This window comes from Streptomyces sp. NPDC017991, assembly GCF_044328075.1.
GTDB lineage: Bacteria > Actinomycetota > Actinomycetes > Streptomycetales > Streptomycetaceae > Streptomyces.
This window is the reverse complement of sequence record NZ_JBIRGP010000009.1, coordinates 287718-312605: the sequence shown is the minus strand read 5'-3', so window position 1 is coordinate 312605 and position 24888 is coordinate 287718. Positions and strand designations below refer to the sequence as shown.

Genomic DNA, 24888 nt, shown 5'->3' with positions numbered 1-24888 from the left:
AAGCTGACGGCATGACAGGACAAGTGCGTACCGTCGACGGCCGTGTGGCCGGTCGGCGCGGGCAGGCGACGCGGCAGAAGCTGCTCGACTGCCTCAGCGAGATGCTCAGCTCCTCGCCCTACCGCGACGTCAAAGTCATCGACGTCGCCCGGAAGGCGGGCACTTCACCGGCGACCTTCTACCAGTACTTCCCGGACGTCGAAGGCGCCGTCCTGGAGATCGCCGAGCAAATGGCGGCCGAGGGCGCCGGGTTGACCGAGCTCCTCGAAGGACGCTCCTGGGTCGGCAAGGCGGGCTGGCAGACCGCGCAGGAACTCGTGGACGGTTTCCTTGAGTTCTGGCGCAAAAACGATGCCATCCTCCGGGTCGTCGACCTGGGCGCCGCCGAGGGCGACAAACGCTTCTACAAGATCCGTATGAAGATCCTCAACTCCGTGAACAACTCCCTGACGGACACGGTCAAGGAGCTCCAGGCCAAGGGCAAGGTCGACAAGGACGTCAGCCCCGCGGCCATGGCGGGCTCCCTCGTGGCGATGCTCGCGGCGGTGGCCTCGCACCAGAAGGGCTTCCAGACGTGGGGCGTCAAGCAGGCTGAACTGAAGCCGAACCTGGCACTGCTGGTGCACCTGGGTGTGACGGGCAAGAAGCCGACCAAGTAGGCGACGACACGCGGTCCACGCGTTCCCGCTCGCCGTTTACGTTCGCCGTTCCCGTTCCCGTTCCCGTCCGCCGTTCCCGTTCACGGTATCCATTCGCCGTTTCCAGGCACACGTCCTGTCACACGGGCGGCAGTTCGCCCCGGTGGATTCGCCCCGGTGGACTGCCGCCTGTCGCGCTCCCGGTCCCGCGCCCGACGGCCCGCGCGCCCCTCATCTCCGTACGATCCGGAACAGCCGGATCTCCCGCTCCACCCGCGCCTGGTACGTCGCGTACGGCGGCCAGAACTCCAGCAGCGCCCGCCACACCGCGTCCCGTTCCGCACCGGCCAGCAGGCGGGCGGTCACCGGGAGGTCCCGGCCCTTCCAGTTGATCTCCGCGTCCGGGTGGGCCAGCAGATTGGCGGTCCAGGCGGGATGGTCCGTACGCCCGAAGTTGGACCCGATGAGGATCCAGCTCCCGGCCGCACCCTCGACGGCACACTCGTCCGCGCCCTTTCCGGTACGCCCCTCCGGCATGCAGGCGAGCGGCGTACGCCTGGGCAGTCCGCTCCTCGCGCCCCGCGCCGTGAGGATGACGCCGGGCAGCATCTGCGCGCTGAGCAGTACTCTTCCGCGCGTGAGCCGGTGCACCGCACGGTCCAGCGCCGGAACGACATGCGGCGCGACCTTCGCGAAACCCCGGGTCGAGGACACCTTCTGCACCAGCCGCACCCCGGTCCGCCGGGACGGAGTCGTGGTCATCGGACCGCCACCTCCCCGCCGCCGAAGAGCCGCGCCTCCTCCGCCGCGTACGCCCGCAGCCGGTGCACCGGCCCGAAGAGCAGCTCGTCGCCGGCCGCCCGCTTGAAGTACAGATGCGCCTCGTGCTCCCAGGTGAACCCGATCCCGCCGTGCAGCTGAACGGCCTCGGAGCCGCAGACGCGCAACGCCTCCAGAGCCTGCGCGAGCGCCAGACCGCCGACCCGCTCCCGGCCCTCGACGGTCGCCCAGGCCGCGTAGTAGGCGGCGGAACGCGCGCCCTGGACCTGTACGTACAGATCGGCCAGCCGGTGCTTCACCGCCTGGAACGACCCGATCGCCCGCCCGAACTGCTCACGCTGCTTGACGTACTCCACGGTCCGTTCCAGTACGCGGTCGGCGGCGCCGACGGCCTCCGCGGCCAGGACGGCGGCGGCCGAGTCCCCCACCCGCGCGAGGACACTGCCGACGTCCGCGCCTTCCTCGTCCCCCAGCAACTCGGCGTCCAAGTGCCTCAGTTGGATCCGGCTCTGCGACCGGGTCTCGTCGAGTGAGGTCTGCCGTACGCGGGTCGCCCCCTCCCGCACGAGGAAGAAGAGAGGGCGCGAGCCGGTGAAGCCCCCGGTGTGCGCGGCGACGACCAGCAGATCCGCGCTGTGCCCGTCGAGCACCTGGTCGGCCTGCCCGTACAGCCGCCACCCGCCGTCGGCCCGCCGCGCCTGTACCCCGCCGGCCCGTCCGCCGCCCGCCCAGTCGCCGCGGTTGCCGCCGGTCAGGCCGAGTGCGGTGGTCAGTGCCGCCCCCGGTACGACGAGGGCGGCGGTGAGTTCGCCGGAGGCGATACGGGGCAGCAGCGCGGCACGCTGGCTCGCGCTGCCGAGGGCGAGTACGAGGGGCGCGCCGAGTACGGCGGTGGCGAGGAGGGGGGACGGGGCGAGAGCGCGCCCCATCTCCTCGGCGGCCAGGGCGAGTTCGGTGGTCGTGCACCCCACTCCCCCGTACGCCTCGGGAAGCGCGAGGCCGGGCAGCCCGAGCTGCTGGGCGAGGGTCTCCCAGAGACCGGGGTCGTAACCGCCGGCGGTCCGTACGGCGGCCCTGACCTCCTCCGGGCCACAGCGCTTGAGGAGCAGCTCACGGAGGGTGCGGCGGATCTCGTCCTGTTCCGCGGTGAAGGTGGCGTCCATCGGCGGGCTCCTCCCCGGGCCGGGTGTCCGGCGTCCGGTTCCCTGATCTGACGGGCCGTCATGTTAGAGCGGAGACCGGCAGATGCCCAGGGTCACGACGTCACCGCACCTCCCGCACCGCGCCGTATCTGATGTACCGTCAGATTCCATGACTCCGGCAGGGAATCGCAAGGTGGCCGTCGTCGGCGTGGCCCTCTCCGACTGCGGCCGTGTGGACGAGGCGACGCCGTACGCGCTGCACGCCCAGGCCGCCCGCCGGGCGCTGGCCGACTCGGGCCTCGACCGGTCGGTGATCGACGGCTTCGCCTCGGCGGGCCTCGGCACGCTGGCGCCGGCCGAGGTGGCGGAGTACCTGGGCCTGCGGCCGACCTGGGTCGACTCCACCTCCGTCGGCGGATCGACGTGGGAGGTCATGGCGGCGCACGCGGCCGACGCGATCGCGGCGGGCCACGCGAACGTGGTCCTGCTGGCGTACGGGTCCACCGCCCGCGCGGACATCAGGGCGGGCCGCCGCACCGGCAACCTCTCCTTCGGCGCCCGGGGGCCGCTGCAGTTCGAGGTCCCGTACGGGCACACGCTGATCGCCAAGTACGCGATGGCCGCGCGGCGCCACATGCACGAACACGGCACCACGCTGGCGCAGTTGGCGTCGGTGGCGGTGCAGGCGCGGCAGAACGCGGCGCTCAATCCCGACGCGATGTTCCGCGAGCCGATCACGGTCGACGACGTCCTGTCCGGCCCGATGATCGCGGACCCCTTCACCAAGCTGCACTGCTGTCTGCGGTCGGACGGCGGGGCGGCGGTCCTGCTGGCGGCGGAGGAGTACGTACGGGACTGCCGTGCGGCTCCCGTCTGGGTCCTCGGCACCGGTGAGCACGTCTCGCACACGACGATGTCCGAGTGGCCGGACTTCACGGTGTCGCCGGCGGCGGTGAGCGGGCGCATCGCCTTCGAGCGGGCGGGAGTTCGCCCGGACGACATCGACCTGGCGCAGATCTACGACGCCTTCACGTACATGACGCTCGTGACCCTGGAGGATCTCGGCTTCTGTGAGAAGGGGGAGGGGGGCGCGTTCGTGGGGGAGGGGCGGTTGAGGGTGGCGGGCGGGGAGCTGCCCGTCAACACGGACGGGGGCGGTCTTTCGGGTCAGCATCCCGGGATGCGGGGGTTGTTCCTGCTGGTGGAGGCGGTGCGGCAGCTTCGGGGGGAGGCCGGGGGCCGGCAGGTCCGCCGCGGGGGCGGCGGGCTGCCTGAGCTGGGGGTGGTGTCGGGGACGGGAGGGTGGTTCTGCTCGTCGGGGACGGTGGTGCTGGGCCGCTAGGGGGTGCCGCCGACCGGGGGGGCCGGGTGCGGGGCGGTGGGGGTTGCTCGCGCAGTTCCCCGCGCCCCTAGGAGGTGGGGCCGTCGGCCGGGGTGCCGGGCGCGGGGCGGTGGGGCCGCCGGCCGGAGACTCGGCTGCGGGCCCGTCGTGGCTGGTCGCGCCGTTCCCCGCGCCCCTGAAAAGCGGGGCTGCGCCCCAGCTTTTCGTCTCTGCGCGCGCGGAGAACCACGCGAACAACCCCCACCGCCCCGCACCCAACAACCCGCCCGAACCCCCCACCCACCTAGGGGCGCGGGGAACTGCGCGCTCAGCCACGACGGGCCCGCACCCGACAACCGCCCAAACCCCCACCCACCCAGGGGCGCGGGGAACTGCGCGACCGGCCCCCACCGGCCTGCAGCCAAAACCAAGCCGGAACCCACCCCTCCCCAGGGGCGCGGGGAACTGCGCGCTCAACCCCCACCGGCCGCGGTCGACAATCGACCGGAGCCACCCCCGAAGGCATACGGCAGTAGAAAAGTTGCCTGCGTGGAGATTGACACGCGTGGGGATACAGGGGCCACCCGTACAAGGGGCGGTAGTGTGTTCGAGGGTTGAACGACCCACCGCTCAGACCGCGGTGGCGACTCCGACACACAAGCAGTCCGTCCGAGCAGCCCGCACGTGACCTCTGAAAGTGGAGCTGATGAACGTGTCGACCGGCGGCAGACGGCTCCGCAGTCGCGCCACCATAGCCACCCTCGCCCTCGCCATCTCCCTCATATCCGGCCCGAGTTACGCGGCCCCCGGCGAACCCGACCCCCAGGGTGACCAGTCCATCGAGGACATCCGCACCGAACTGGACGGCCTCTACCGCACGGCGGAAGTGGCCACCGAGGCGTACAACACCGCCGACGAGAAGGCGAAGAAGCAGGAGAAGCGGCTGAAGTCGCTCCGCAAGGGCCTGGCCCGCGCCGAGAGCCGGGTGGACGATCTGCACGACCTCGGGGGCGCCGCCGCCCGGTCGCAGTACCGCGGGGGCGATCTCGCCGCCACCGGCATCCAGTTGCTGCTCGGCGACCACCCCGAGCAGGCCCTGAACGAGGCGTCCCAGGCCCGTCAGGTCATGCGGGGCCTGGTCAACGTCTCCGAGTCCCAGAAGACCGCCCGCGCGGAGCTGAGCCGGCAGACCGACACCGCCACGAAGGAACTGCGGAAGCTGAAGAGCAGCCGCGCGGACAAGGCCGAGGCGAAGCAGAAGATCGAGGGGAAGATCGCCGAGGCCGAGCAGATCGAGGCGGGCCTCGAAAAGGAACAGACCCGCGAACTGGCCGCGTTGGAGAAGCAGCGGGCCAAGGAGGCCGAGTCCCGGTGGACGGGCTCGGGCTCGGGCTCCGGCGCGGGCGGCGGCACCTCGACCGGAAACGGCAACGGCAACGGGTCCGGTGGCGGAGGCGGGAACGGAGGCGGCTCGGTCGGCGGCGGGACGACGGCGACCGGAGCCGCCGCGAAGGCCGTCAACTTCGCGATGGCGCAGATCGGCAAGCCGTACGGGTGGGGTGCCGTCGGCCCCTCCGCGTACGACTGCTCGGGACTCACCTCCGTGGCATGGGCGCGGGCGGGCCACCCCATACCCCGTACGTCACAGGCGCAGTGGGCGGGGCTGACCCGCGTCAGCCTGGCGTCCGCGCGGCCCGGCGACCTGATCATCTACTTCAGCGACGCCACGCACGTGGGCATGTACATCGGGGGCGGGAAGATCGTCCACGCCCCGCGCCCAGGACGCACGATCACGACCGCCCCGGCCGCCTCCATGGCCATTCTCGGCGTCGTCCGACCGGGAGTATGAGCGGATGTCCCACTCGCTGACACCCCGTGACACGGGAAACCTGCCCGCGCTCGCCGCCCGGCCGCTGATCCGCCTCGACGCCTACGTCGCCGAGGACGGATCGACGGTGGTCAACGGCCATCTGCTGGAGATGGGCGGCAGGCGCAAACCCAACGAGGCGATCCTCGACGCCATCGCCATGTTCGCCCGCACCCTGGGCGCCCCGGTGGCGGCCACCGTCATCGACCGCTCCGTGATGCAGGTGGCACGCCTGCGGGTGCACCCCGACGGGTCGAGCCGGACCATCGCCGACGAGGACGATCTGCCGCCCGGTCTCGAACGCACCGCCGCGGAGGAGGAGGCGTTCCCGCCGCTGGCTCGCGTGGAGCGCATCATCCAGCACGCGCAACGCGAGGAGCTGCACGCGGCGTTCGTCCTCGCCAGCGCGTTGCGGGAGCACCTCACGCTGCGCCGGGGCGCGGAGGACGATCTCTCGCTGGAGGCGCGGGCGATAGAGGCGTACCTCGCGTATCTGCGCGCCGACTACACGCTGTCCATCACGCTCGCGCTGACCGTCGCACGCATCCGGTGCCGCATCGACCTGCACCGGGCGGCGCCCGATGTTGCTCGGGCCACCGCGGCGTGGCAGCGGCTGCTGGACGAGGGGCAGGTGGCCACGCGGGGGCAGGAGTTGCTGCACATGTGGGGGCGGTTGTCTGCGGAGGGCTTGTTGCTGGAGCCGGCCCATCAAGCCATGGCCCACACGGTCCGGACCCGGCTCGAACACGGCGGCCGGGCCGTGTCTGCGGCTCCGGCCTCGGCACCGGCCCTGCCGCCGGGCCATGCCCCCGAGTCCTCGGAGGCCCCCGAGGACAAGCCCCTCAAACCAACCCGCAGGGGCCTACGCCGCTTCACCCGCAAGGCGGGCAGGACCCCGACTCCGTAGGCAGGCATGCGGTGGGGCGGGGCGGGCGCGGGTTCGCCGGGTGCGGCCCGCCGGTGGCCGACCGCGCAGTTCCCCGCGCCCCCAGAAAAGGCAGACCCCCCTGCCTGCGCGGCAACCGCGGAACGGATACGTAGTCCGCCACATGCGGGCCGGTGGGGGCTGGCCGCGCAGTTCCCCGCGCCCCTGAAAAACGGGGCTACGCCCCAGCTTTTCGTCTCTGCGGTCGCGGAGAACCGCGCGAACACCCCCCACCGCCCCGCACCCAACAACCCACCCAAACCCCCACCCACCCAGGGACGCGGGGAACTGCGCGACCAGCCCCCACCAGCCCGCACCCAAAACCAAGCCGGAACCCACCCCTCCCCAGGGGCGCGGGGAACTGCGCACTCACCCCCCACCGACCCGCAGCCGGCAACCCGGCCGAACCCCCACCCACCCAGGGGCGCGGGGAACTGCGCGACCAGCCCTCACCGGCCCGCACCCGACAATCCCGGCCGAACCCCCACCCACCCAGGGGCGCGGGGAACTGCGCGACCGGCCCCCGCCGGCCCGCAGCCGACACCCCGGCCGGAGCCACCCCCTACCCGAGGGCGCGGGGGCCGGCGCCCTCACCCCCCGGCCCGTACACAAGACTCAGCACCCCCGTCCGAAACGTCTCCGCCGAGATCAGCGTCAGCGGAACCGCAGGCTCCCCCTCCTCGAACAACCGCATCCCCTTCCGCACCGCAATCGGATGCACCAGCAGATGCAGCTCGTCCAGGAGCCCCGCCGCCAGCAGCTGCCGTACGACCGACACGGACCCGCTGAGCGCGATGTCCCCGCCCTCCTCGTTCTTGAGCGCGGTCACGACCTCGACGAGGTCACCCTCCAGCTGCTCGGAGTTGCGCCACTCGAACTCAAGCCGCGTCCTCGACACAACGATCTTGCGCACGTCACCGAGCTGCTTGGCGAACCCCGCGTCCTCGCCTCCGGCGGCCTCCCGCTCCGGCCACGCCCCGGCGAAGCTGTCATAGGTCCTGCGGCCGAACAGCATGGTGTCCGCCGAATCGAAGGTCGCCCCGACAGCCGCGCCCATCTCGTCGTTGAAGTACGGAAAGTGCCACTGGTCGGGTGCCTCGACGACACCGTCGAGCGAGATGAACAGTCCGGCGCTGATCTTCCTCATGATGTTCCTCCAGGGTCCGAAAGTGCCGGTCGGTGAAAATCCGTGAACCGGTCACTCCTTGGACTGCGAGAACCGGAAGAAGTCATCGGTACTCCAGCCCATCACGTACTCCAGCCCATCACGCCCCGGCCACGAGAACCAGCGGAGAGAGGGAGACCGGAGCGACCGGCACCGACACCAGCATCGGCATCGGCATCGGCACCGCCAAGGCCCGCACCGCCAAGACCCGCACGGCAGCGACGTCCCCACCGCCCCCATGCCCCCGCCCACCTTCACCCGCCGCGAAGACGAACAGCCGCAGCACCAGGAACCGCCCCGTCCCCGCGAGCCCGGATGCCCCGAGGTAGACGATCTGCTCGGTGAGCACGCCGGGCGACGACTGCACCAGGTGCAGGACGAGCACCGCGAGGGAGGTCACCGCGTAGGCGGCCGTGGCCGACCCGGCGGACTGCCAGTGTCGGCGCCACCCGGCCCGCTTCCCGGTCCCGAAGGTGAACAGCGCGTGCAGCTCGGTGCACAGGACGGTCGACACGACCGTGATCACCGCGTTCGCCACCACCCACGGCACCGACCCGGCCAGCAGCGCCACCGCACCGCTGGAGAGAACCCCGACACCCCCACCGCACACCACGAACCGGACGAAGGAGACGAACGCCCCGGGAGCGGCCACGCCCACCGTCTCCGGCTCCGCCGCGAGCTGCGACTTCATGGGGGTTTTCCTTCCGGGGGAAGAGGCTGCGGCCCCTTCGATCAACTGGCTTCGACCAGGTTCAACAATGCCGTCGCCCGGCCGCCGCATCGAGACAGTCCGCACCCCGATCCATGGTGGTGCCAGCCCTACCACCGGCCTGCGCCCACCCCCCCCGGCCGGCGCCCTACCCCCGGCCTGCGCCCAACCCCCCGGCCGGCGGTGCATCCCGGCCGACCCGGGCCCGCGCCGGCCCGAATCTGCCCCCGCACACGCCCACTTGGCCCGCCCCGCCCTCCCGTACGACGTACCGAAGACGCGATACCGCCGTGGCGCTCCCGGAATACGCGGACGGGCGTATCACGCTGGAAGAGCTGAGAGCAGAAGGACCACTGAAGGACCGCTGAAGGCAGCACCCGAAAGCAGTACTGACGGAAGCACTCACGGAAGCACTTACGGAACCGCGGAAAAAGCCACCCCAGGCACCCCGACACTCCGGAGGAATCCCATGGCCCTGACCCGTGAAGAACGCGAGAAGTTCCTCGCCGAACCGCACATCGCCGCGCTCGCCGTGGACGCGGGGGCGGGCCGCGCCCCGCTCACCCTGCCGATCTGGTACCAGTACGAGCCCGGTGGCGACGTCTGGATCCTGACCGGGCTGAACTCCCGGAAGAACGAGCTGATCAGCGCCGCGGGCAGGTTCTCCCTGATGGTGGACCGGGTCGAACCCACCATCCGGTACGTGTCCCTCGAAGGGCCGGTCGTCGGATCGACCGCCGCCACCCGTGAACAGCTCCACGAGATCTCGGCCCGCTACCTTGCGGCGGACAAGGTCGACGGGTACGTCGACTTCTCCTGGAAGGAACACGGCGAGATGGTGGTCATCCGGATGCGCCCGGACCGGTGGCTGTCGTCCGACCTCGGTTCGGTCTGAGGCCGTCCACCGCGTGACAGCCGTCCACCGCGTGACAATCGGGGCATGAGCGCCGACGCCCCCACCCCGCCCACGAACGACTCCCCCACCCCCACCTCAGATCCCTCCAGTCCCGCCAGTCCCTCCAGTCTCTCCAGTCTCTCCAGTCCCGCCGAGTTCGTACGGCTGCTGAGGGCTCAGCGGGTCTGGGACACCGAGCTGCCGGACTTCGCCCCGGCCGCGGCCCCCGCCGATCCGCTGCCGCTCTTCGAGCAGTGGTTCGCCGAGGCCGTGGCCGCCGGGCAGGCCGAGCCGCACACGATGTCGCTGGCCACGGCGGACGCCGAGGGCCTGCCCGACGTACGGACCGTGATGCTGCACGGCGCCGACCAGGAGGGGTGGCACTTCGCCTCGCACGCGGGCAGCCGGAAGGGACGGCACCTGGCGGCCCGCCCGTACGCGGCACTCGGCTTCTACTGGCCCGCGCAGGGCCGGCAGATCCGGGTGCGCGGCCCGGTGACCGTCGCCCCGCCCGAGGTCGCGCGGGCCGACCTGCACGCCCGCTCGACCGGCGCGCTCGCCTCCGCCCTGGTGGGCAGGCAGAGCGAAGTGCTGGACTCGTACGAGGAGTTGCAGCGCGCCTCGGACGCGGCCTGGGACCGCGCCCACCGCGAACCGGACGCCCCGGCGCCGTCGTGGACGGTGTACGTCCTGGACCCGGACGAGGTGGAGTTCTTCCAGGGCGACGCGCGCCGCCGCCACGTACGCCTGACCTACCGTCGCGCGGACGGCACATGGCGCAAGGAACTGCTGTGGCCCTGACAGCCGCCGCCGACCACCGCCGGCCACCGTCGGCGGGGCGGGCCGGGCGGGCCGCTACGGCAGGACGGGCTCAAGATCCGTGGCGGGGTCCGTCGCCAGCCGGCCATGCAGGTGGACGTCCCGGAAGGCGTCCAGGCGCCCCGACTCGAACATCGCCCCGCGCAGGATCCCCTCGGCCGGGTACCCGCACCGCTCGGCGATCCGGCACGACGCCTCATGTCCCAGCGCGTGTCCCAACTCCAGCCGATGCAGGCCCAGTTCCTCGAAGGCCCAGCGTGAGGCCAGGGCGAGGGCGCGCGTGGCCACCTGGCGGCCCCGCGCGTCGGGGAGCACCCAGTAGCCGACGCGGGCGACCCGTATGACGTGGTCGATGTCGTTGATCCCGATGTGCCCGAGCGGTACGCCGCCGGTCACGTCGGTGACACAGAAGGAGGCGCCCACCCCCTCCTCGGCCGCCTTGACCCGCGTCGCCATCGACTCCTGCGCGTCGGCGCGGTCCTTCATCGGCCTGAGCGGTGTGTTCCACCGCTGGAACTCGGGGTCGAGGTATCCCCGCAGCCATGCCTGGACGTCCTCCTCGGTGTCCGCGTCCCAGGGGCGGAGCCGCAGTCCGTAACCGCGGATCTCGGGATGGGGGAGGGAGCCGGAGGACTCGTACAAGTCGGTCATCGAGCCATTCAACAACGGACCCCGAGCCGGAACGGTACGAGGGGGCACCCCGAAAGCCACGCAGGCCCGGGAGGCCCGAGAACCCGAGGACCCGAGAACCCGAGAGCCCGAGAGCCCGAACGCCCGAACGCCCGAACGCCCGAGAGCCCGGAGGCTCAGGCAGCGGGCCGGGGCCGAAACACCGGAACCGCGACGGTCCCCTCCGCCGCTCCCCCCTCCGCCGCTCCCCCCTCCGCCGCTCCCCCCTCCGCCGCTCCCCCTCCCGCCGCGCCCCCCTCCCTCTCCACCCGGAAGGCCACCTCCAACGCCATCCCCACCCGCAGGTCCCCCTCCCGGCAGTCCACCACCTCGGTCATCATCCGCGGCCCCTCCGCGAGGTCGACGACGGCGGCGACGTACGGCGTACGGGACCCGAAAGGAGGCAGGTCGTTGCGGTGGACGACGGACCAGGTGTAGAGCGTGGCCCGGCCGCTCGCCCGCTCCCAGGTCACGGCCTCGCTCCAGCAGTGCGGGCAGAACTCGCGCGGGTAGTGGTGGGCGCGCCCGCACGCGCCGCACCTGCGCAGCAGCAGATGCCCGTCGGCGGCGGCGTCCCAGTAGGGCCGGCTGAAGGCGTCGACCTCCGGCAGGTCGAAGCGGGCCGGTACGCCGAAGCCGGCCGCCATCAGAAGAGTCCCAGCGCGCTGTCCAGGGACCACGTCTGCCAGGACATGCCGAACAGGGCCACGAGGGAGATGAGGGCCATCATCGTGTTCTGCCCCTGCTCGGCCCAGTCGTGGATCATCAGCACGAGGTAGAGGAGATTGAGCAGCAGGCCGCCGACCAGGGCGATCGGGGTCAGGAAGCCCACGACGAGGCCCAGGCCGAGGGCGAGTTCCGCGTACACGACGACGTACGCCATCGTGCGCGGCCGGGGCGCGACCACCGTGGTGAAGCCGCTGCGCACCGGGTTCCACCGGTGCTTCGCGGCGACGTCGGCCGCCCACGCGATCCCGGTGCCCCGCTCGAACCAGCCCTTCTTGTCCTTGTGCCGCCAGCTCTCCAGCCACCACAGCCCGAGCCCGATCCGGAGCACGGCGACCCATTCCGCACCGGTGAGCCAGATGGTGTCCATGGCACCGAACCCCTTACGCAGCAGCAGATCTGACGGTATGTCAGTTCAGTCGATGTGAAGGCACTCGCGCAAGACCGCGTGCCGAAAGTTTCCGACGGCCACCCGGGCTCCACCCACCGGCGAAGGTCCATCAGGTCAGGACTCCTTCAGGGACCACCTTTCCGTACAACTCATCCAATCCGACCAGCAGTACGCCCTCCTGCCTGGCTTCGGCACGCAGCGCTTCACTGAAACCGGCGGCACTGAAGCACGCCAGGCCGCAATGCCCGGTGTCCATCCCTCGCACGGCGAGCAGCTCTCTGGCTCGGCGGAGGCGTTCCAGGTGACCGACTCCCATGACCGTGCCCCACTTCACCTCACCGAGCAGAGCGACCGACTGCGCACTGCCACCGGAGCCCGGTTCGACGACGGCCACGTCGATCTGAATCTGCCGACGTTCCTTCGGATCGGCCACCACGCCACTGCCGACAGTTCCGAGAGAAGTGCTGAGCAGGGATCTCCCCGGTCCCAGGACGTACTCGCGGCACACCGTCTCGAAGTGCGGCCCCGCCACCTGAGCGGCGAAGCGCTCTGCGGACTGCGCCCACACCTCCGCGGCCTGGCCGCTCTCCAGCCGCGCCCAGGACGGCCGCATGACGGCCTCGTAAAAGTTGATCAGCGGTTCGGTGATGCGGTACTGCGACTTGCCGGCCCGGAAGACATCTTCCTCTCGCGCGAGGAGATGGCTGTCCTCCAGCACATTGAGCGGATGGGAGATGTCGACGGACTTGCGACCGATGTAGCCGGCGATACCGCCCCGCGTCGTGTTGCCCTGCGCCACGGCCGCCAGCACCGAGTGATACAGGGCGGTGTCACGGATGTCCGCCTCCTCGGCGAGCAGATACCGCGCTTCCCGGAAGAGAGGGCTGAACGGCGAGAGGACGGTGCGGCAGAGCCAGTCGTCGAAGTCGGCCAGACCGCTGGGAACGTCGTCCGCGAGGAACTGGCGACGATACGCAGGGGTTCCGCCGACGACTGCGTGCAGCCTGGCGGCCAGCGCCGGATCGCCGCCGACACCCCAGAAGTCCGCCGCGGCCCGATATCCGAAAGGCCGTACGACGAGTTCGAGTTGAGCACGGCCACGCAGAGGTGCCGTGCTGGCCAGCAGCCCGCCCATGACGGACATGGCCGAACCGCACAGGAGCAGCCGCATCCGGCTCCCCTCCGCCTGGAAGCGGTCGGTCTCACGCTGGATGAGCGAGGGAAGTTCCGGAGCCACCTTCGCCAGGTACGGGAACTCGTCGATAACCACGAGAAGCGGCGCCTTCGGGTCGACACCCCCCGGGGCGTCTCCCTTTCGGGGGGCGGCGAGCCCGAAGAGATAGGAGATCGCGTCGTCCCACGTGGCGAAGGAGAAGGCTGCCGGAGAACCCGCATACTCGGCCAGGGCGGCACTGAACTGGCGAAGGGACTCCGCCTCGGTACCCGCCGTGGCACCGAAGTAGAACCCCCCGTACTGCTCGACAAGCGCACGCAGGAGGTAGGTCTTGCCCATCCGCCGCCTGCCGCTGAGGATCCCGAGCATGGCGTGCGGCAGAGGCCGGTCCACGAAGGCGGTGAGCGCGCGCCACTCGCTCCCGCGATCGAAGACGCGCGACGGCTTGCCCGGCTTGGCCTGCTGCTGCAAGTGAACTCCCGAGATTTGATTTGCAAGGGATACATCCCTAAGGAGTGTATCCCTTACGCTGCGGAGACGTCACTCGGCCACAAAGGTCCCGATCGCGATGCCGAGCGTGGCCAGCCCGAGGAAGGTCACACCGCCCGCCGCGAGCGCCACCTTCACCCTCCCTCCTGCCGGGCCACCGCTCGTCGCCAGCCAGAAAACACTGGCGGCTACACAGCCACACGGCAGGGCACCGATCAGGACGATCGCCACCCAAATCCACTTGAGCCACCCACCATCACCACCCATGAGCCACCCACCCCCTTCGTCGAGGACGTCCGGTCATCGCGACCGGCCGACACCAGGAAGCGTAGACCGTAATCACAACACTCTCCAAACTTTATGACACTCTCCCGATGATAAAGTGAGCTCGCACCACACGGAGATGACGGGAAGGGGCACACGCCCGTGGAGAACGGCCTGCTGGGCGACCTGCTGGGGCTCACGGCCCGCATCGAGTCGGATCTGTACACTCGCCTCACCGCCGACCCCGCCGTCGAGGAGTGGCGCGACGAATACGAGACCGCCAGGCGGGTCGGGCTGACGTCAGGGACATGGGCCGACTGGCTGGACGCCCGGCTCTCCCAGGTGGCGACCGCGTGGGTACTCGCGACTGTCATGGTCCGGTTCTGCGAGGACAACGAGTTGCTCGACATCCCCTTCGCCGCTCACCCGGCCGACCCCATGAACGAGGACTCCCACTCGCCCCGCACGCACGCGACGGCCGGCGAGTTCGTAGTACACGCCGTCGACCGGCTCCGCGCGCATCCCGTGATGGCCTCCGTGTTCGGCGGCTCCAGTGATCCCTTCCGTCAGCTGCGGCCCAGCGACGAGGTCGGCAGGGAGCTGCTGTCCGTCTGGCGCCGCCGGAACCCGGACGGCACTCTCCGGCACGACTTCACGGACGCCTCACGCTCCACAAGGTTCCTCGCCGATCTGCACTCGGCGCTCAACGGGCGCGCGCGGAAGTCGTACGGCCAGGTCTCCACTCCACGGTTCGTGGTCGACCTCATCCACGACCTCGTACTCGAACCGGCCCTCGCGGAATACGCGGCGGACCACACATCGCACACCGCGGGGCTGTCCGGATTCCGGGTCGTCGACCCCGCCTGCGGCTCGGGAGCGTTCCTGCTCGACGCGTACGAACGGCTCTTCCGGCGCTGGTCCGACACCAGGCCGGACATGAGCCCGTGGCAGCGGGCGGCACGGGCCCTACGGTCGGTGCACGGCTGCGACATCGACCCGGGCGCTGTGATCGTCACCCGGTTCCGACTGCTGCTGGCCGCCATGAACAGCACAGAGGAACGACGTCTCGACAAGGTCCCCGACCTGTCGCTGGTCGTCGCGACCGGTGACTCCCTCCTCTTCGGCCGTACAGTGCGTCCGGGTCGGACGACCGCGAGTCCGGGTCCGCCCTCCGAGGTCGACGAGTACGCCGCTCGGCACGGGCTTCTTCTCCCGGCCTCCTACCACGTGGTGGCGACCAATCCGCCCTACATCACCGTCGCGGACAAGGCACTGTCCGCGACCTACCGCGACCTCTACGAGAGCTGCAGTGGCGCCTACGCGCTGCCGGTTCCCTTCACGGAACTGGCCTTCGAACTCGCACGGCGGGGCGAAGCGGGCGGCCGGGTCGGTCTTTTCACGTCCAACTCCTTCATGAAGCGTGAGTTCGGGCGGAACCTCGTCGAGCACACCCTGCCCAGGGTGGAGATCACGCACGTCATCGACACGTCGGGGGCATACATCCCCGGCCACGGCACACCGACCGTCATCCTCGCCGGCCGCAACCATGAGGCCGATGCCGGTACGCCTGTCCATACGGTCGTGGGTCGCCGCAGTGAACCCTCGCAACCGACGGTCCCCGAACAGGGACACGTCTGGCAGTCTCTGCGGGCCTTGGCATTCACGACCGGGGCGGTGAGCGAGTGGGCGGAGTCCTACGAGCAGGACCGCAAGCAGTTGAGCGTCTTCCCTTGGAGTCTCACACCGTTGGCGGCCCGCGACGTGTTGCGCCGCATGGAGACCGGAGAGCGGCTCGGCGACCGGGCCTTGCGCATCGGATACGCCGCCAACACCGGAGCCGACGACCTTTTCTGCGCCACCGGCCGTACCTTCCGGCGTCAGGGGGCCGAGGAGTCCGCCACCGTCCCGGTGCTGACCGGTTCCGAGGTGCGGGACTGGTCGGCGCCCCCAGCGCTCAAGGCGTTCTTCCCCCGCACGCATCAGCGCTTCGACCCTGTCATCGACCTGCACAGCCTTCCCGGACACCACCGACGGCTGTGGCCGTACCGAACCGTGTTGAAGGAGCGGAAGGGCGCGAAGAAGTCGTCCCCCTGGTACGACTGGCACCACATCGCGTCCACCGGAGACGTGCATCCGTGGTCCCTCGTCTTCCCCTGGGTGGCCACCCACCCCCACTTCAGCCTGCTCCGGGGTTCTGCCGTTCCCCTCAACTCGGCACCGGTGATCAAGCTGCCGAAGAGCGCCTCGGCGGAGTCCCATCTCGGGCTGCTGGGCACCCTCAACAGCTCGGCCGTGAGTTTCTGGCTCAAGCAGATGAGCCAGAGCAAGGGCCAGTCACGCGTGGACCAGCTGCGTGGCTCCGAAACAGGCGGTGACGCGTGGGCGAAGATCTACGAGTTCACCTCGACCCGGCTTCTCGACCTTCCGCTCCCCGCCGAATTCCCTGTCGCGGAGGCGGCCGAGCTGGACCGGCTCGCGGCCGAGTCGCAGCACGTCCTGCGGGACATCGCAGCCCCTGACACCCGCGTCACCGCAGAGTTCCTCGACTCGGCCGAAGCCCGGTCCTCGTCACTCAGAGCACGGATGATCGCCCTTCAGGAAGAACTCGACTGGAAGGTGTACGCCCACTACGGCCTGATCTCCGACGCCGGGGAACTGACCGGCCCGGTGGAGGACGTACCCGCCCTCGCCATCGGGGAACGAGCCTTCGAGATCGCGCTCGCCCGGCGCGTCGCGACGGGTGAGGCAACGACGCGGTGGTTCACGCACCACTCGGCGATACCGCTGACCGACGTTCCTCAGCACTGGCCCCCGGCGTACCGAGATCTGGTACGACGCCGGGTGGACGCCATCCAGCGGAACACCTCCCTGGGGCTGCTGGAGCAGCCGGAGTACAAGCGCCGCTGGACGGTCGAACCCTGGGAAACAAGGATCCATGCCGTGCTCCGGCAACGCCTGCTGGACCACTGCGAAGCGTCCCACCTGTGGTACGAGATGTCCCCGACGGGACGCCGGCCTGTTCCACGAACGGTCCGCCGACTGGCCGAACTACTGGGCGGGAACGAGGACTTCACCAGGCTGGCGGGCCTCTACGCTCCTGCTGCCGGGGTGTCCGAAGTGCTGCTAGACCTGCTCGCCGACGAACACGTACCCCAGGCGGCGCCTCTTCGGTACAAGGCATCCGGTCTCGCCAAGCGTCGCGCCTGGGAAGAGATGTGGGAAGCACAACGCCGAGAGGACCAGCAGGGGCTCGCCGACGACGTGTACCACTCGACCCCGGCCCCACCGCGCTTCACGGCCGTGGACTTCATGAAACCCTCCTACTGGCGACACCGCGGCAAGTTCGACATCCCTGATGAGCGGTTCGTCTCGTTGGCGTCGTCCGCCTCGCCGCTTTCTCCCACCACGCCGATCGGCTGGGCTGGCTGGTCCGCCGACGAGCGAGCCGCGGTGGTGTGCCGCCTCCTCGAAGCCGATTCCCACGCCCACGCACATCATCCGGAGTCGGCCGTGCCCTTGCTCAGGGCGTTCGCCGAGCTGCTCCCGTGGACCGCTGCGGTCACTCCCGACACCGCCCCGTCCCCCCCCTTGGAGGACAGCGAGTCCCTTCGTCACACCTACGCGCAGCACCTCACCCGCCTGGGCCTCTCGGCCGAAGACGTGGACACGTGGCGCCCTCCGGCCCCGAAGCGGGGCAGGCCACGCAGAGGCGCACAGCCCTGACAGCGAAAGAGCACAAGCCCGTCTCCTGGTCAGCACGCGCGTCGCAGTCTCCGCGCAATCCAAGGCACCTACGCCACCGGACCCACACACCCCTCCTACAGCCGTGATCAATTCGCAACCGATTCCGGGCTTGACCGAGACCCAACAAATGCCGACATGCATACGCTCGGCATATGGCCGACTCTCCCGACCCGACACCACAGGCATCCCCGGCACCCGCGCCTGAGCCGACGGCGGCCGTGCCTCAGCTGGACCGGCCCGTGTACGTCATCGGCGGCGGGCCGGGAGGCCTCGCGGTGGCGCACGCGCTGCGCACCCAGGGCGTACGGGCTGTCGTGCTGGAGAAGTCCGAGCGGGTCGGGGCCTCCTGGCGGCGGCACTACGACCGGCTGCGGCTGCACACGACGCGGCGGCTCTCCGGGCTGCCGGGGCTGCCGATGCCGCGCTCGTTCGGGCGGTGGGTGTCGCGCGACAACGTGGTGCGCTATCTGGAGAAGTACGCCGAGCACCACGGGCTGGAGATCGTCACGGGCGTCGAGGTCTCCCGCGTGGAGCCCACGGCCGACGGCACCGGCTGGCTGCTGCACGCCACCGGCGGACGTGAGCTGACCGGCAGCGCGGTGGTCGTCGCCACCGGCCACAACCACACGCCGTACGTGCCCGACTGGCCGGGCCTCGACGGGTACACCGGCGAGTTCCTGCACGCGGGCGAGTACCGCAACCCCGCCCCCTACGCCGGACAGGACGTCCTCGTGGTCGGCGTGGGCAACACCGGCGCCGAGATCGCCGTCGACCTCGTCGAGGGCGGCGCGTCGCGCGTACGCCTCGCCGTACGGACCGCGCCGCACATCGTGCGCCGGTCGACGGCCGGGTGGGCGGCCCAGTACACCGGGGTGCTCTGCCGGCGGCTGCCGGTCGCGCTGGTGGACCGGCTGGCCGGGCCGATGGCCAGACTCAGCGTGCCGGACCTCGCCGCCAAGGGGCTGCCACGGCCAGACACGGGGCTGTACTCGCGGGTGAACGAGGGGTCCATCCCCGTGCAGGACGTCGGCCTGATCGACGCGGTCCGCAAGGGCCGGGTCGAGGTCGTGACGGCGGTCGAGGGCTTCGAGGACGGCAAGGTCGTCCTCGCGAACGGCGACCGCGTCGGTCCGGACGCCGTGATCGCCGCGACCGGCTACCGGCGTGCCCTGGAGAACGTCGTCGGCCACCTCGGCGTGCTCGACGGACGTGGCCGTCCGGTCGTCCACGGCGCCCGCGCGCCGAAGAACGCGCCCGGCCTGTACTTCACCGGCTTCACCAACCCCATCAGCGGCATGTTCCGCGAACTGGCCATCGACGCCGAGAAGATAGCGAAGGCGATCACACGGGACGCCGACCACAGAAACCCGTCCCGCATCCCGCACTGACGTCCGCCCTCGGTGGCCATGACCGCCGGGGGGCACGGCCCCAGAAACCGGTCCCGCACCGCGCGCTGACGCCCGCCCCGGCGGCCACCCCCGGGGACCACAGTCCCAGGCACCCGTCCCGCCGCACGTGCTGACGCCTGTGCTGACGCCTGTGCCGCCTGTGGGTGCCTCCGACCGGTGACGGTCAGGGCCGCCGCGGGAAACGGTCGCCGGGCGGCACGTTTGGCCCCGCCGCCCTACTTCTCCGTGAAGTGCGCGAGCGTGGTGATGAGCCGTTGCGCGATGTCCGGCGGCCAGGGGAACGACGGGGCGACCGCCCGCTGGTGGGCCAGCCCGTGCAGACCGAGCCAGAGCACGACCACGTCGGCCGCCACGTCGCTGCTGGCCGAGGAGCCGGCGGAGACGCACTCCTGGAGGGCCTCGCCGAGCCGTCGCAGACTCGCCTCGCCGAGCGCCCCGAGCTCCTCCGCCGTCACGGAACTCGCTTTCGGGTCGGGCATCCAGAACCCGCCGAACATCGTGCGGTAGCGCCCCGGGTGGGCCTCGGCGAACTCCAGATAGCCCTCGCACAGGGCCGTGAGCCGCGCGCGGGGCGTGTCGTCGGCCGCGTCCACGGCCGCGCGCAACTGCTCGTCCAGTTCGGCGAAGGCGTTGCGGACCACGGCCAGCATGATGGCGGGCTGATCGGAGAAGTGCCGGTAGATCGAAGGGGCGGCGATACCGACCCTGCGCGCCACCGAGCGCAGGGTGATGGCGCTCTCGTCGCCGGTCTCGTCGAGCAGCTCGACCGCCGCCGTCACGATCTCCTGGCGCAGCCGGTCCCCCTCCCCCCGACGGTTGCGGACGCGGACGGGTGTCGCTGCGGTGCCGCCTGTGTCGTCTCCCATACCTGTTCCCATACCCGTCACCTTACAGCGCGAAGCTTATGAGTGTTTCCTCTTGCCATACGTGAGCTAACAGGCATAGCCTTACAACCGTAAGCACATGCCAGCAACCGGCAGCAGCCGGCGGCAACTGCAAGGGGTACGCCATGACCAGCACCGCCACCAGCGCGACCGAGAGCGCCTCCACCACCCCCACCGCGACCTCCACCGCGACCTCCACCACCTTCGCGACCGAGATCGTTCTGCCCGGCCTGGTCGAGCCGGACGGTCTGCAACTCCGGCGCCGCGAGCTCCCGGCGCCGGCCAAGGGCCAGGTCATCCTGCGGATGGACGCGACGGGCGTGTCGTTCGCCGAGCAGCAGATGCGTCGCGGGAAGTACTACGACCAGCCGTCGTTCCCCTTCGTGCCCGGCTACGACGTGGTCGGCACCGTGACGGCGGCCGGTCCGGAGGTGGACACCGCGCTCGTCGGACGCCGGTTCGCCGCGGTCACCAAGACGGGCGCGTGGGCCAGCCACCTCCTGGTCGACGCCGTGGACCTGATGCCCGTACCGGACGAGGTGGCCGCGGCCGACGCGGAGACCGTGGTCGTCAACGGCATCACCGCCTGGCAGATGCTGCACCGCGTCGCCAAGGTCCCGGCCGGCGGGACGATCGTGGTCCTGGGCGCCAACGGCGGCGTCGGCTCCACGCTCGTACAACTGGCCCGCCACGCCGGGATCACCGTGATCGGCACGGCGTCGGCCCGCCACCACGCGACCGTACGGGAACTGGGCGCGACCCCGGTCGACTACCGCGACCCCGACCTGTACGCCCGGATCCGCGAGCTCGCCCCGGACGGTGTGGACGCGGTGTTCGACCACGTCGGCGGCGCCGGGGTGGAGCAGTCGTGGCAGTTGCTGCGCCGGGGCGGCACGCTGGTCTCGTACGGCACCGCCGCCACCAAGGACGACGAGGGCAACTCCCAGCTGCCGGTCCTGAAACTGTTCGCGCGCCTCGCCGCGTGGAACTCCCTGCCCAACGGCAGGAGCGCGCACTTCTACAACTTCTGGGCCGGCAAGCGCCGTTGCCGGGCGTCCTGGCAGCAGCGGATGACCGAGGACCTGGCCCAGGTACTGCGCCTGGTCGCCGACGACGTCCTCACCCCGCGGATCGCCGCGCGGATCCCGCTGTCGGACGCCGCCGCGGCCCTGACGCTCGCCGAGTCCCACACGGTCGCCGGAAAGATCGTCATCGTTCCCGAGGCGTGACGCGTCGAGCGCCGCCGTCACGCCGTCACGCCGACCCGCGCGCGCCGCCGCCGATGCGGCGCCACAGTGAGCGCCTGCGCCCGCGCCCGCGCCAATTCCCCACCTTCGCGCACGCCCTCCCCAACACCCCGCCCTGCCCCCCCGCCCCGCAGCCCGCAGCCCGCAGCCCGCAGCCCGCAGCCCGCAGCCCGGAGGTATCCGCCATGTCCGTCACCACCACCACCGCCGCCGCATCGGCCGCCACTGTCACCCCTGCCACTCCTGTCACCAGCCACCCGGCCGCAGCAGACCGCTCGGCCGCAGTACGCGTCCCGGGCGACGTCGACAATCGTGCGACCTACATCAGCTTCGGGCTCGCCTATCTGCTGGGCCACGGCTCCGCCGCGGTCTCCGAGGGTGCGACCCCGCTGCTCGACCTGCCCGGCTGGCTGCCCATGGCCCTGCTCGGTACCGGGCTCGCCGTCGGCACCGTCCAGGCCACCGTCGCCGCCCTGCGCGCCCAGCGAGCCGCCGCCGAGCCGGACGACGTCCTCTCCGGCAAGCTCCTCGGCATCGCCTGGGTCACCGCCTTCGCCGCCCTGTTCCTCGCCATCACGGGCCTGACGGCCACCCTCGACCTGCCTGACGTGCAGTCCCTGCTCTGGCCCACCGGCTCCGGCTTCGTCGTCGGCCTGCTCTACATCGCCGAAGGCGCCCAGCGCCGCAACCTGCTCCACTACAGCCTCGGCACCTGGCTAGCCCTGACCTCCACCGCGGCCCTCCTCCTCGGCAGCCCAGGCCTCTACTGGGTCCTCACCCTCGCGGGCGGCGGCGCCTACGCCCTCGCGGCGATCCTCGAACGCCGCCGTCTCGCCGCCCCGGCAGCCCCGCAAACCTCATAGGACACAACCGCCGAAGCCCTCTCCCTCCCCCTCAGCATCACCAGAATCCCGCACCGGCGGACCATGCGCCTGACGGACGGTTCCCCGCCCACCCCGGCGGACAGTTCCCCGCCCAACCGGCGGGTGATACGCGGGCAACACGCGCAGCACACCTCGCCCGGTTGCGGACTCCGGGCTCCGGGCTCCAGGCTCCGGCGACACCACACGCCGGGCCCCACACCTGTGGCCGCCACAAGTTCTTTGCTTCCCGACCCATTCCTGACGCAGCGTCAGTTCAGTAATCTGACCTGATCTGACACTGCGTCAGCTATTGGCAGCCACACAGGAGCGGGCGGACCGATGCTTGGATCAACCCACGGCACTCTCACCACCGACTCCCGCCGGGCCCGGGTCATCGCCTGCGGCGAGCAACCGGCCCCTGCCGTGCACGGCAGGCCGGCCGCCACCGACGACCTCGACGTCAGCGGCCGGCCGCTGTACGCCGGCGTACCCGATCTGGACCGCTTCTTCCGCCCCGAGTCGGTGGCCGTCGTCGGCGCCTCGGACGCCGAAGGACGACCGAACACCGGCATCACCCGCCAACTGCTGGCCTGGGCGGAGCGGGTGGGCGCGCGCCTCCACCCGGTGCACCCCACCCGCGACTCCGTGTTCGGTCTGCCCTGCGTCCCGTCGGTCGCGGAGCTGCCCGAACAGGTCGACCTGGCCGTGCTGTTGGTCTCCGACCCGCTTCCCGTGATCGAGCAACTGACCGAGACCAAGGTGCGGTTCGCGGTCGCCTTCGCCTCGGGGTTCGCCGAGACGGGCCCCGTGGGCGCCGCCGCGCAGACCCGGCTCGCCGACGCCGTACAGCGCTCCGGGATCCGCTCCGGTCTACGGCTGCTCGGCCCGAACACCAACCTCAACGCCTTCGAGAAGTTCCGCGACGACCTCGACGGCCCGGCGATCGCGCTGATCACCCAGTCGGGCCACCAGGGCCGCCCGGTCTTCACCCTGCAGGAACTGGGCATCCGCGTCTCCCACTGGGCCCCCACCGGCAACGAGGCAGACCTGGAGAGCGCCGACTTCATCTCCTACTTCTCCGAGCAGCCCGAGGTGGGCGCCATCGCCTGCTACGTCGAGGGCCTCAAGGACGGCCGCTCCTTCCTCCTCGCCGCCGACCGGGCCGCCCGGCGCGGAGTCCCCGTGGTCGCGGTCAAGGTCGGCCGCACGGAGACGGGCGCGCGTACGGCCGCCTCCCACACCGGCAAACTGACAGGCGCGGACGCGGTGGTGGACGCCGCGATGCGCCAGTACGGGGTCGTACGCGTCGACGGTCTCGACGAACTGCAGGACACGGCGGCCCTGCTGGCCCGAGCCAGGCCGCCGTCCGCCGACGGGGTGGCCGTGTACTCGATCTCCGGCGGTACGGGCGCCCACTTCTCGGACCTGGCCACCGAGGCGGGCCTGCGCCTGCCTCCCCTCTCCCCCTCCAAACAGGCCGAACTGCACCAGTGGATACCCGAGTACCTGGACGTCACGAACCCGATCGACAACGGCGGCCACCCGGTCGGCGACTGGCGAGGCCGCAGGATCATCGACGCGATCCTCGCCGATCCGGCCGTCGGGGTACTGATCTGTCCGATCACGGGCCCCTTCCCACCCATGAGCGACAGGCTCGCGCAGGACCTGGTGGACGCGGCGGAGCAGACGGACAAACTGGTGTGCGTGGTCTGGGGGTCCCCGGTCGGCACGGAGGCCGCGTACCGCGACACCCTCCTCGGCTCGTCCCGCGTGGCGACCTTCCGCACGTTCGCGAACTGCATCACGGCGGTACGCGCCCACCTGGAGCACGCCCGCTTCACCGCCTCGTACCGCTCCCCCTTCGACGAGGCCCCGCGCACCCCGTCCCCCTCCTGCCGCAAGGCCCAGGCGCTGATGCGGCCGGGCAGCAGGCTGAGCGAACACGCGGCGAAACAACTGCTGCGGGCGTACGGGATCCGGGTGCCGCGCGAGCAGTTGGTGACCAGCGCGGCGGCCTCCGTACGGGCGGCCGGGCTGGTCGGGTACCCGGTCGTCATGAAGGCGTCCGGTGCGCGGCTCGCCCACAAGACGGAACTCGGACTGGTGAAGATCGGCCTCACCTCCGCCAGCCAAGTACGGGACGCCTACCGCGAGTTGACCGACATCGCGCGCTACGAGGACGTGTCGCTCGACGGGGTCCTGGTGTGCCAGATGGTGGAGCCGGGGGTCGAGATGGTCGTCGGTGTGACGCACGACGAACTCTTCGGTCCGACGGTGACGGTCGGGCTGGGCGGCGTACTCGTGGAAGTCCTCCAGGACACGGCCGTACGGGTGCCGCCGTTCGGGGAGGACCAGGCGCGGTCGATGCTCGACGAGTTGCGGGGGCGGGCCCTGCTCGACGGCGTCCGCGGGCGGCCTCCGGCGGACCTCGACGCGCTGGTGGAGGTTGTTCTGCGGGTCCAGCGCATGGCGCTTGAGCTGGACACCGAGCTGTCCGAACTGGACATCAACCCGTTGATGGTCCTGCCCCGCGGCCAGGGGGCGGTGGCCCTGGACGCCCTGGCAATCTGCCGCTGACCCACGGCGTGGGCCACGACAAAAACGACCGCGTCCCCAACCAAGGACCGGCGGGGAAGGGGGGCGCGTTTTCGACTGCGGGCCCGTGGGGGCTGGCCGCGCAGTTCCCCGCGCCCCTAAAAGATTGCGCCGTTCCCCGCGCCCCCAAAACCGCGAAGGCACAGCCAAGCCCCCAGGCGCACGGGGAACC

21 protein-coding genes are annotated in these 24888 nt (G+C 71.1%); 11 read left to right on the top strand and 10 right to left on the bottom strand.

Annotation, left to right across the window (positions count from 1 at the left end; genetic code table 11):
- The first annotated feature begins 11 nt into the window (after positions 1 to 11).
- Complete coding sequence (locus ACH4DZ_RS26770; protein WP_107015451.1) at positions 12 to 659, top strand: TetR family transcriptional regulator; 648 nt, start codon at positions 12 to 14, stop codon at positions 657 to 659.
- A 210-nt stretch (positions 660 to 869) separates the two neighbouring features.
- Here the strand turns inward: ACH4DZ_RS26770 and ACH4DZ_RS26765 are convergent, their stop codons facing one another.
- Both ACH4DZ_RS26765 and ACH4DZ_RS26760 read right to left on the bottom strand, forming a co-directional pair.
- The gene (locus ACH4DZ_RS26765) at positions 870 to 1400 is read right to left on the bottom strand and encodes a nitroreductase family deazaflavin-dependent oxidoreductase (RefSeq protein WP_398289858.1); all 531 of its coding nucleotides are present in this window, start codon (positions 1398 to 1400) and stop codon (positions 870 to 872) included.
- A complete protein-coding gene (locus ACH4DZ_RS26760; RefSeq protein WP_398289857.1) occupies positions 1397 to 2581 on the bottom strand; it encodes an acyl-CoA dehydrogenase family protein in 1185 nt (394 codons plus the stop codon). Before ACH4DZ_RS26760 ends, ACH4DZ_RS26765 begins: the two co-directional genes overlap by 4 nt.
- Positions 2582 to 2729: 148 nt before the next feature.
- Between ACH4DZ_RS26760 and ACH4DZ_RS26755 the strand changes: the two genes are divergently transcribed.
- From ACH4DZ_RS26755 to ACH4DZ_RS26745, 3 genes are all read left to right on the top strand, one after another.
- Positions 2730 to 3902: a thiolase C-terminal domain-containing protein gene (locus ACH4DZ_RS26755; protein WP_398289856.1), complete on the top strand. Its 1173-nt coding sequence runs from the start codon at positions 2730 to 2732 to the stop codon at positions 3900 to 3902.
- A 685-nt stretch (positions 3903 to 4587) separates the two neighbouring features.
- Positions 4588 to 5730 (top strand): NlpC/P60 family protein, encoded by a 1143-nt coding sequence (locus ACH4DZ_RS26750; RefSeq protein ID WP_398289855.1) that lies wholly within the window; start codon positions 4588 to 4590, stop codon positions 5728 to 5730.
- A 4-nt stretch (positions 5731 to 5734) separates the two neighbouring features.
- A complete protein-coding gene (locus tag ACH4DZ_RS26745) occupies positions 5735 to 6655 on the top strand; it encodes a hypothetical protein (RefSeq protein ID WP_398289854.1) in 921 nt (306 codons plus the stop codon).
- A gap of 580 nt (positions 6656 to 7235) precedes the next feature.
- Here ACH4DZ_RS26745 and ACH4DZ_RS26740 read toward each other — a convergent pair.
- Together ACH4DZ_RS26740 and ACH4DZ_RS26735 are read right to left on the bottom strand one after the other, a co-directional pair.
- Positions 7236 to 7820, bottom strand: coding sequence for a dihydrofolate reductase family protein (locus ACH4DZ_RS26740; RefSeq protein ID WP_398289853.1), 585 nt, complete (start codon positions 7818 to 7820; stop codon positions 7236 to 7238).
- 118 nt (positions 7821 to 7938) lie between these two features.
- Positions 7939 to 8529, bottom strand: a complete 591-nt coding sequence (locus ACH4DZ_RS26735; protein WP_398289852.1) for a hypothetical protein — start codon at positions 8527 to 8529, stop codon at positions 7939 to 7941.
- Positions 8530 to 9016: 487 nt separating this feature from the next.
- On the opposite strand from ACH4DZ_RS26735, the gene ACH4DZ_RS26730 reads away from it, so the two are divergent.
- Both ACH4DZ_RS26730 and ACH4DZ_RS26725 read left to right on the top strand, forming a co-directional pair.
- Positions 9017 to 9442: a pyridoxamine 5'-phosphate oxidase family protein gene (locus ACH4DZ_RS26730; protein WP_398289851.1), complete on the top strand. Its 426-nt coding sequence runs from the start codon at positions 9017 to 9019 to the stop codon at positions 9440 to 9442.
- Between the two features lie 45 nt (positions 9443 to 9487).
- Positions 9488 to 10243 (top strand): pyridoxal 5'-phosphate synthase, encoded by a 756-nt coding sequence (locus ACH4DZ_RS26725; protein WP_398289850.1) that lies wholly within the window; start codon positions 9488 to 9490, stop codon positions 10241 to 10243.
- A 54-nt stretch (positions 10244 to 10297) separates the two neighbouring features.
- Here the strand turns inward: ACH4DZ_RS26725 and ACH4DZ_RS26720 are convergent, their stop codons facing one another.
- The 5 genes from ACH4DZ_RS26720 to ACH4DZ_RS26700 all read right to left on the bottom strand — a co-directional run bounded on the left by ACH4DZ_RS26720 (position 10298) and on the right by ACH4DZ_RS26700 (position 13941).
- Complete coding sequence (locus ACH4DZ_RS26720; protein ID WP_398289849.1) at positions 10298 to 10912, bottom strand: GNAT family N-acetyltransferase; 615 nt, start codon at positions 10910 to 10912, stop codon at positions 10298 to 10300.
- A gap of 155 nt (positions 10913 to 11067) precedes the next feature.
- Positions 11068 to 11577, bottom strand: coding sequence for a Zn-ribbon domain-containing OB-fold protein (locus tag ACH4DZ_RS26715; protein WP_398289848.1), 510 nt, complete (start codon positions 11575 to 11577; stop codon positions 11068 to 11070).
- On the bottom strand, positions 11577 to 12026 hold the full coding sequence (locus ACH4DZ_RS26710) for a DoxX family protein (RefSeq protein WP_398289847.1): 450 nt from the start codon (positions 12024 to 12026) through the stop codon (positions 11577 to 11579). The genes ACH4DZ_RS26715 and ACH4DZ_RS26710 overlap by 1 nt, the downstream gene beginning before the upstream one ends.
- Before the next feature lie 130 nt (positions 12027 to 12156).
- Positions 12157 to 13560 carry an ATP-binding protein gene (locus ACH4DZ_RS26705; protein ID WP_398290017.1) on the bottom strand — a complete coding sequence of 468 codons (1404 nt, stop codon included), beginning with the start codon at positions 13558 to 13560 and terminating at the stop codon, positions 12157 to 12159.
- A gap of 201 nt (positions 13561 to 13761) precedes the next feature.
- A complete protein-coding gene (locus ACH4DZ_RS26700) occupies positions 13762 to 13941 on the bottom strand; it encodes a hypothetical protein (RefSeq protein ID WP_398289846.1) in 180 nt (59 codons plus the stop codon).
- Positions 13942 to 14136: 195 nt separating this feature from the next.
- On the opposite strand from ACH4DZ_RS26700, the gene pglX reads away from it, so the two are divergent.
- Together pglX and ACH4DZ_RS26690 are read left to right on the top strand one after the other, a co-directional pair.
- Positions 14137 to 17697: a BREX-2 system adenine-specific DNA-methyltransferase PglX gene (gene pglX, locus ACH4DZ_RS26695; RefSeq protein WP_398289845.1), complete on the top strand. Its 3561-nt coding sequence runs from the start codon at positions 14137 to 14139 to the stop codon at positions 17695 to 17697.
- Between the two features lie 173 nt (positions 17698 to 17870).
- A complete protein-coding gene (locus tag ACH4DZ_RS26690) occupies positions 17871 to 19106 on the top strand; it encodes a flavin-containing monooxygenase (RefSeq protein WP_398289844.1) in 1236 nt (411 codons plus the stop codon).
- 236 nt (positions 19107 to 19342) lie between these two features.
- Here ACH4DZ_RS26690 and ACH4DZ_RS26685 read toward each other — a convergent pair whose 3' ends face one another.
- A complete protein-coding gene (locus ACH4DZ_RS26685) occupies positions 19343 to 19993 on the bottom strand; it encodes a TetR/AcrR family transcriptional regulator (protein ID WP_398289843.1) in 651 nt (216 codons plus the stop codon).
- A 143-nt stretch (positions 19994 to 20136) separates the two neighbouring features.
- On the opposite strand from ACH4DZ_RS26685, the gene ACH4DZ_RS26680 reads away from it, so the two are divergent.
- The 3 genes from ACH4DZ_RS26680 (at position 20137) to ACH4DZ_RS26670 (ending at position 24698) form a co-directional block, all read left to right on the top strand.
- Positions 20137 to 21240, top strand: coding sequence for a medium chain dehydrogenase/reductase family protein (locus tag ACH4DZ_RS26680; RefSeq protein WP_398289842.1), 1104 nt, complete (start codon positions 20137 to 20139; stop codon positions 21238 to 21240).
- A 203-nt stretch (positions 21241 to 21443) separates the two neighbouring features.
- Entirely contained in the window at positions 21444 to 22121 is a 678-nt protein-coding gene (locus tag ACH4DZ_RS26675; protein WP_398289841.1) for an ABC transporter permease, read from the top strand.
- A gap of 339 nt (positions 22122 to 22460) precedes the next feature.
- A complete protein-coding gene (locus ACH4DZ_RS26670; protein WP_398289840.1) occupies positions 22461 to 24698 on the top strand; it encodes an acetate--CoA ligase family protein in 2238 nt (745 codons plus the stop codon).
- Positions 24699 to 24888 lie beyond the last annotated feature (190 nt).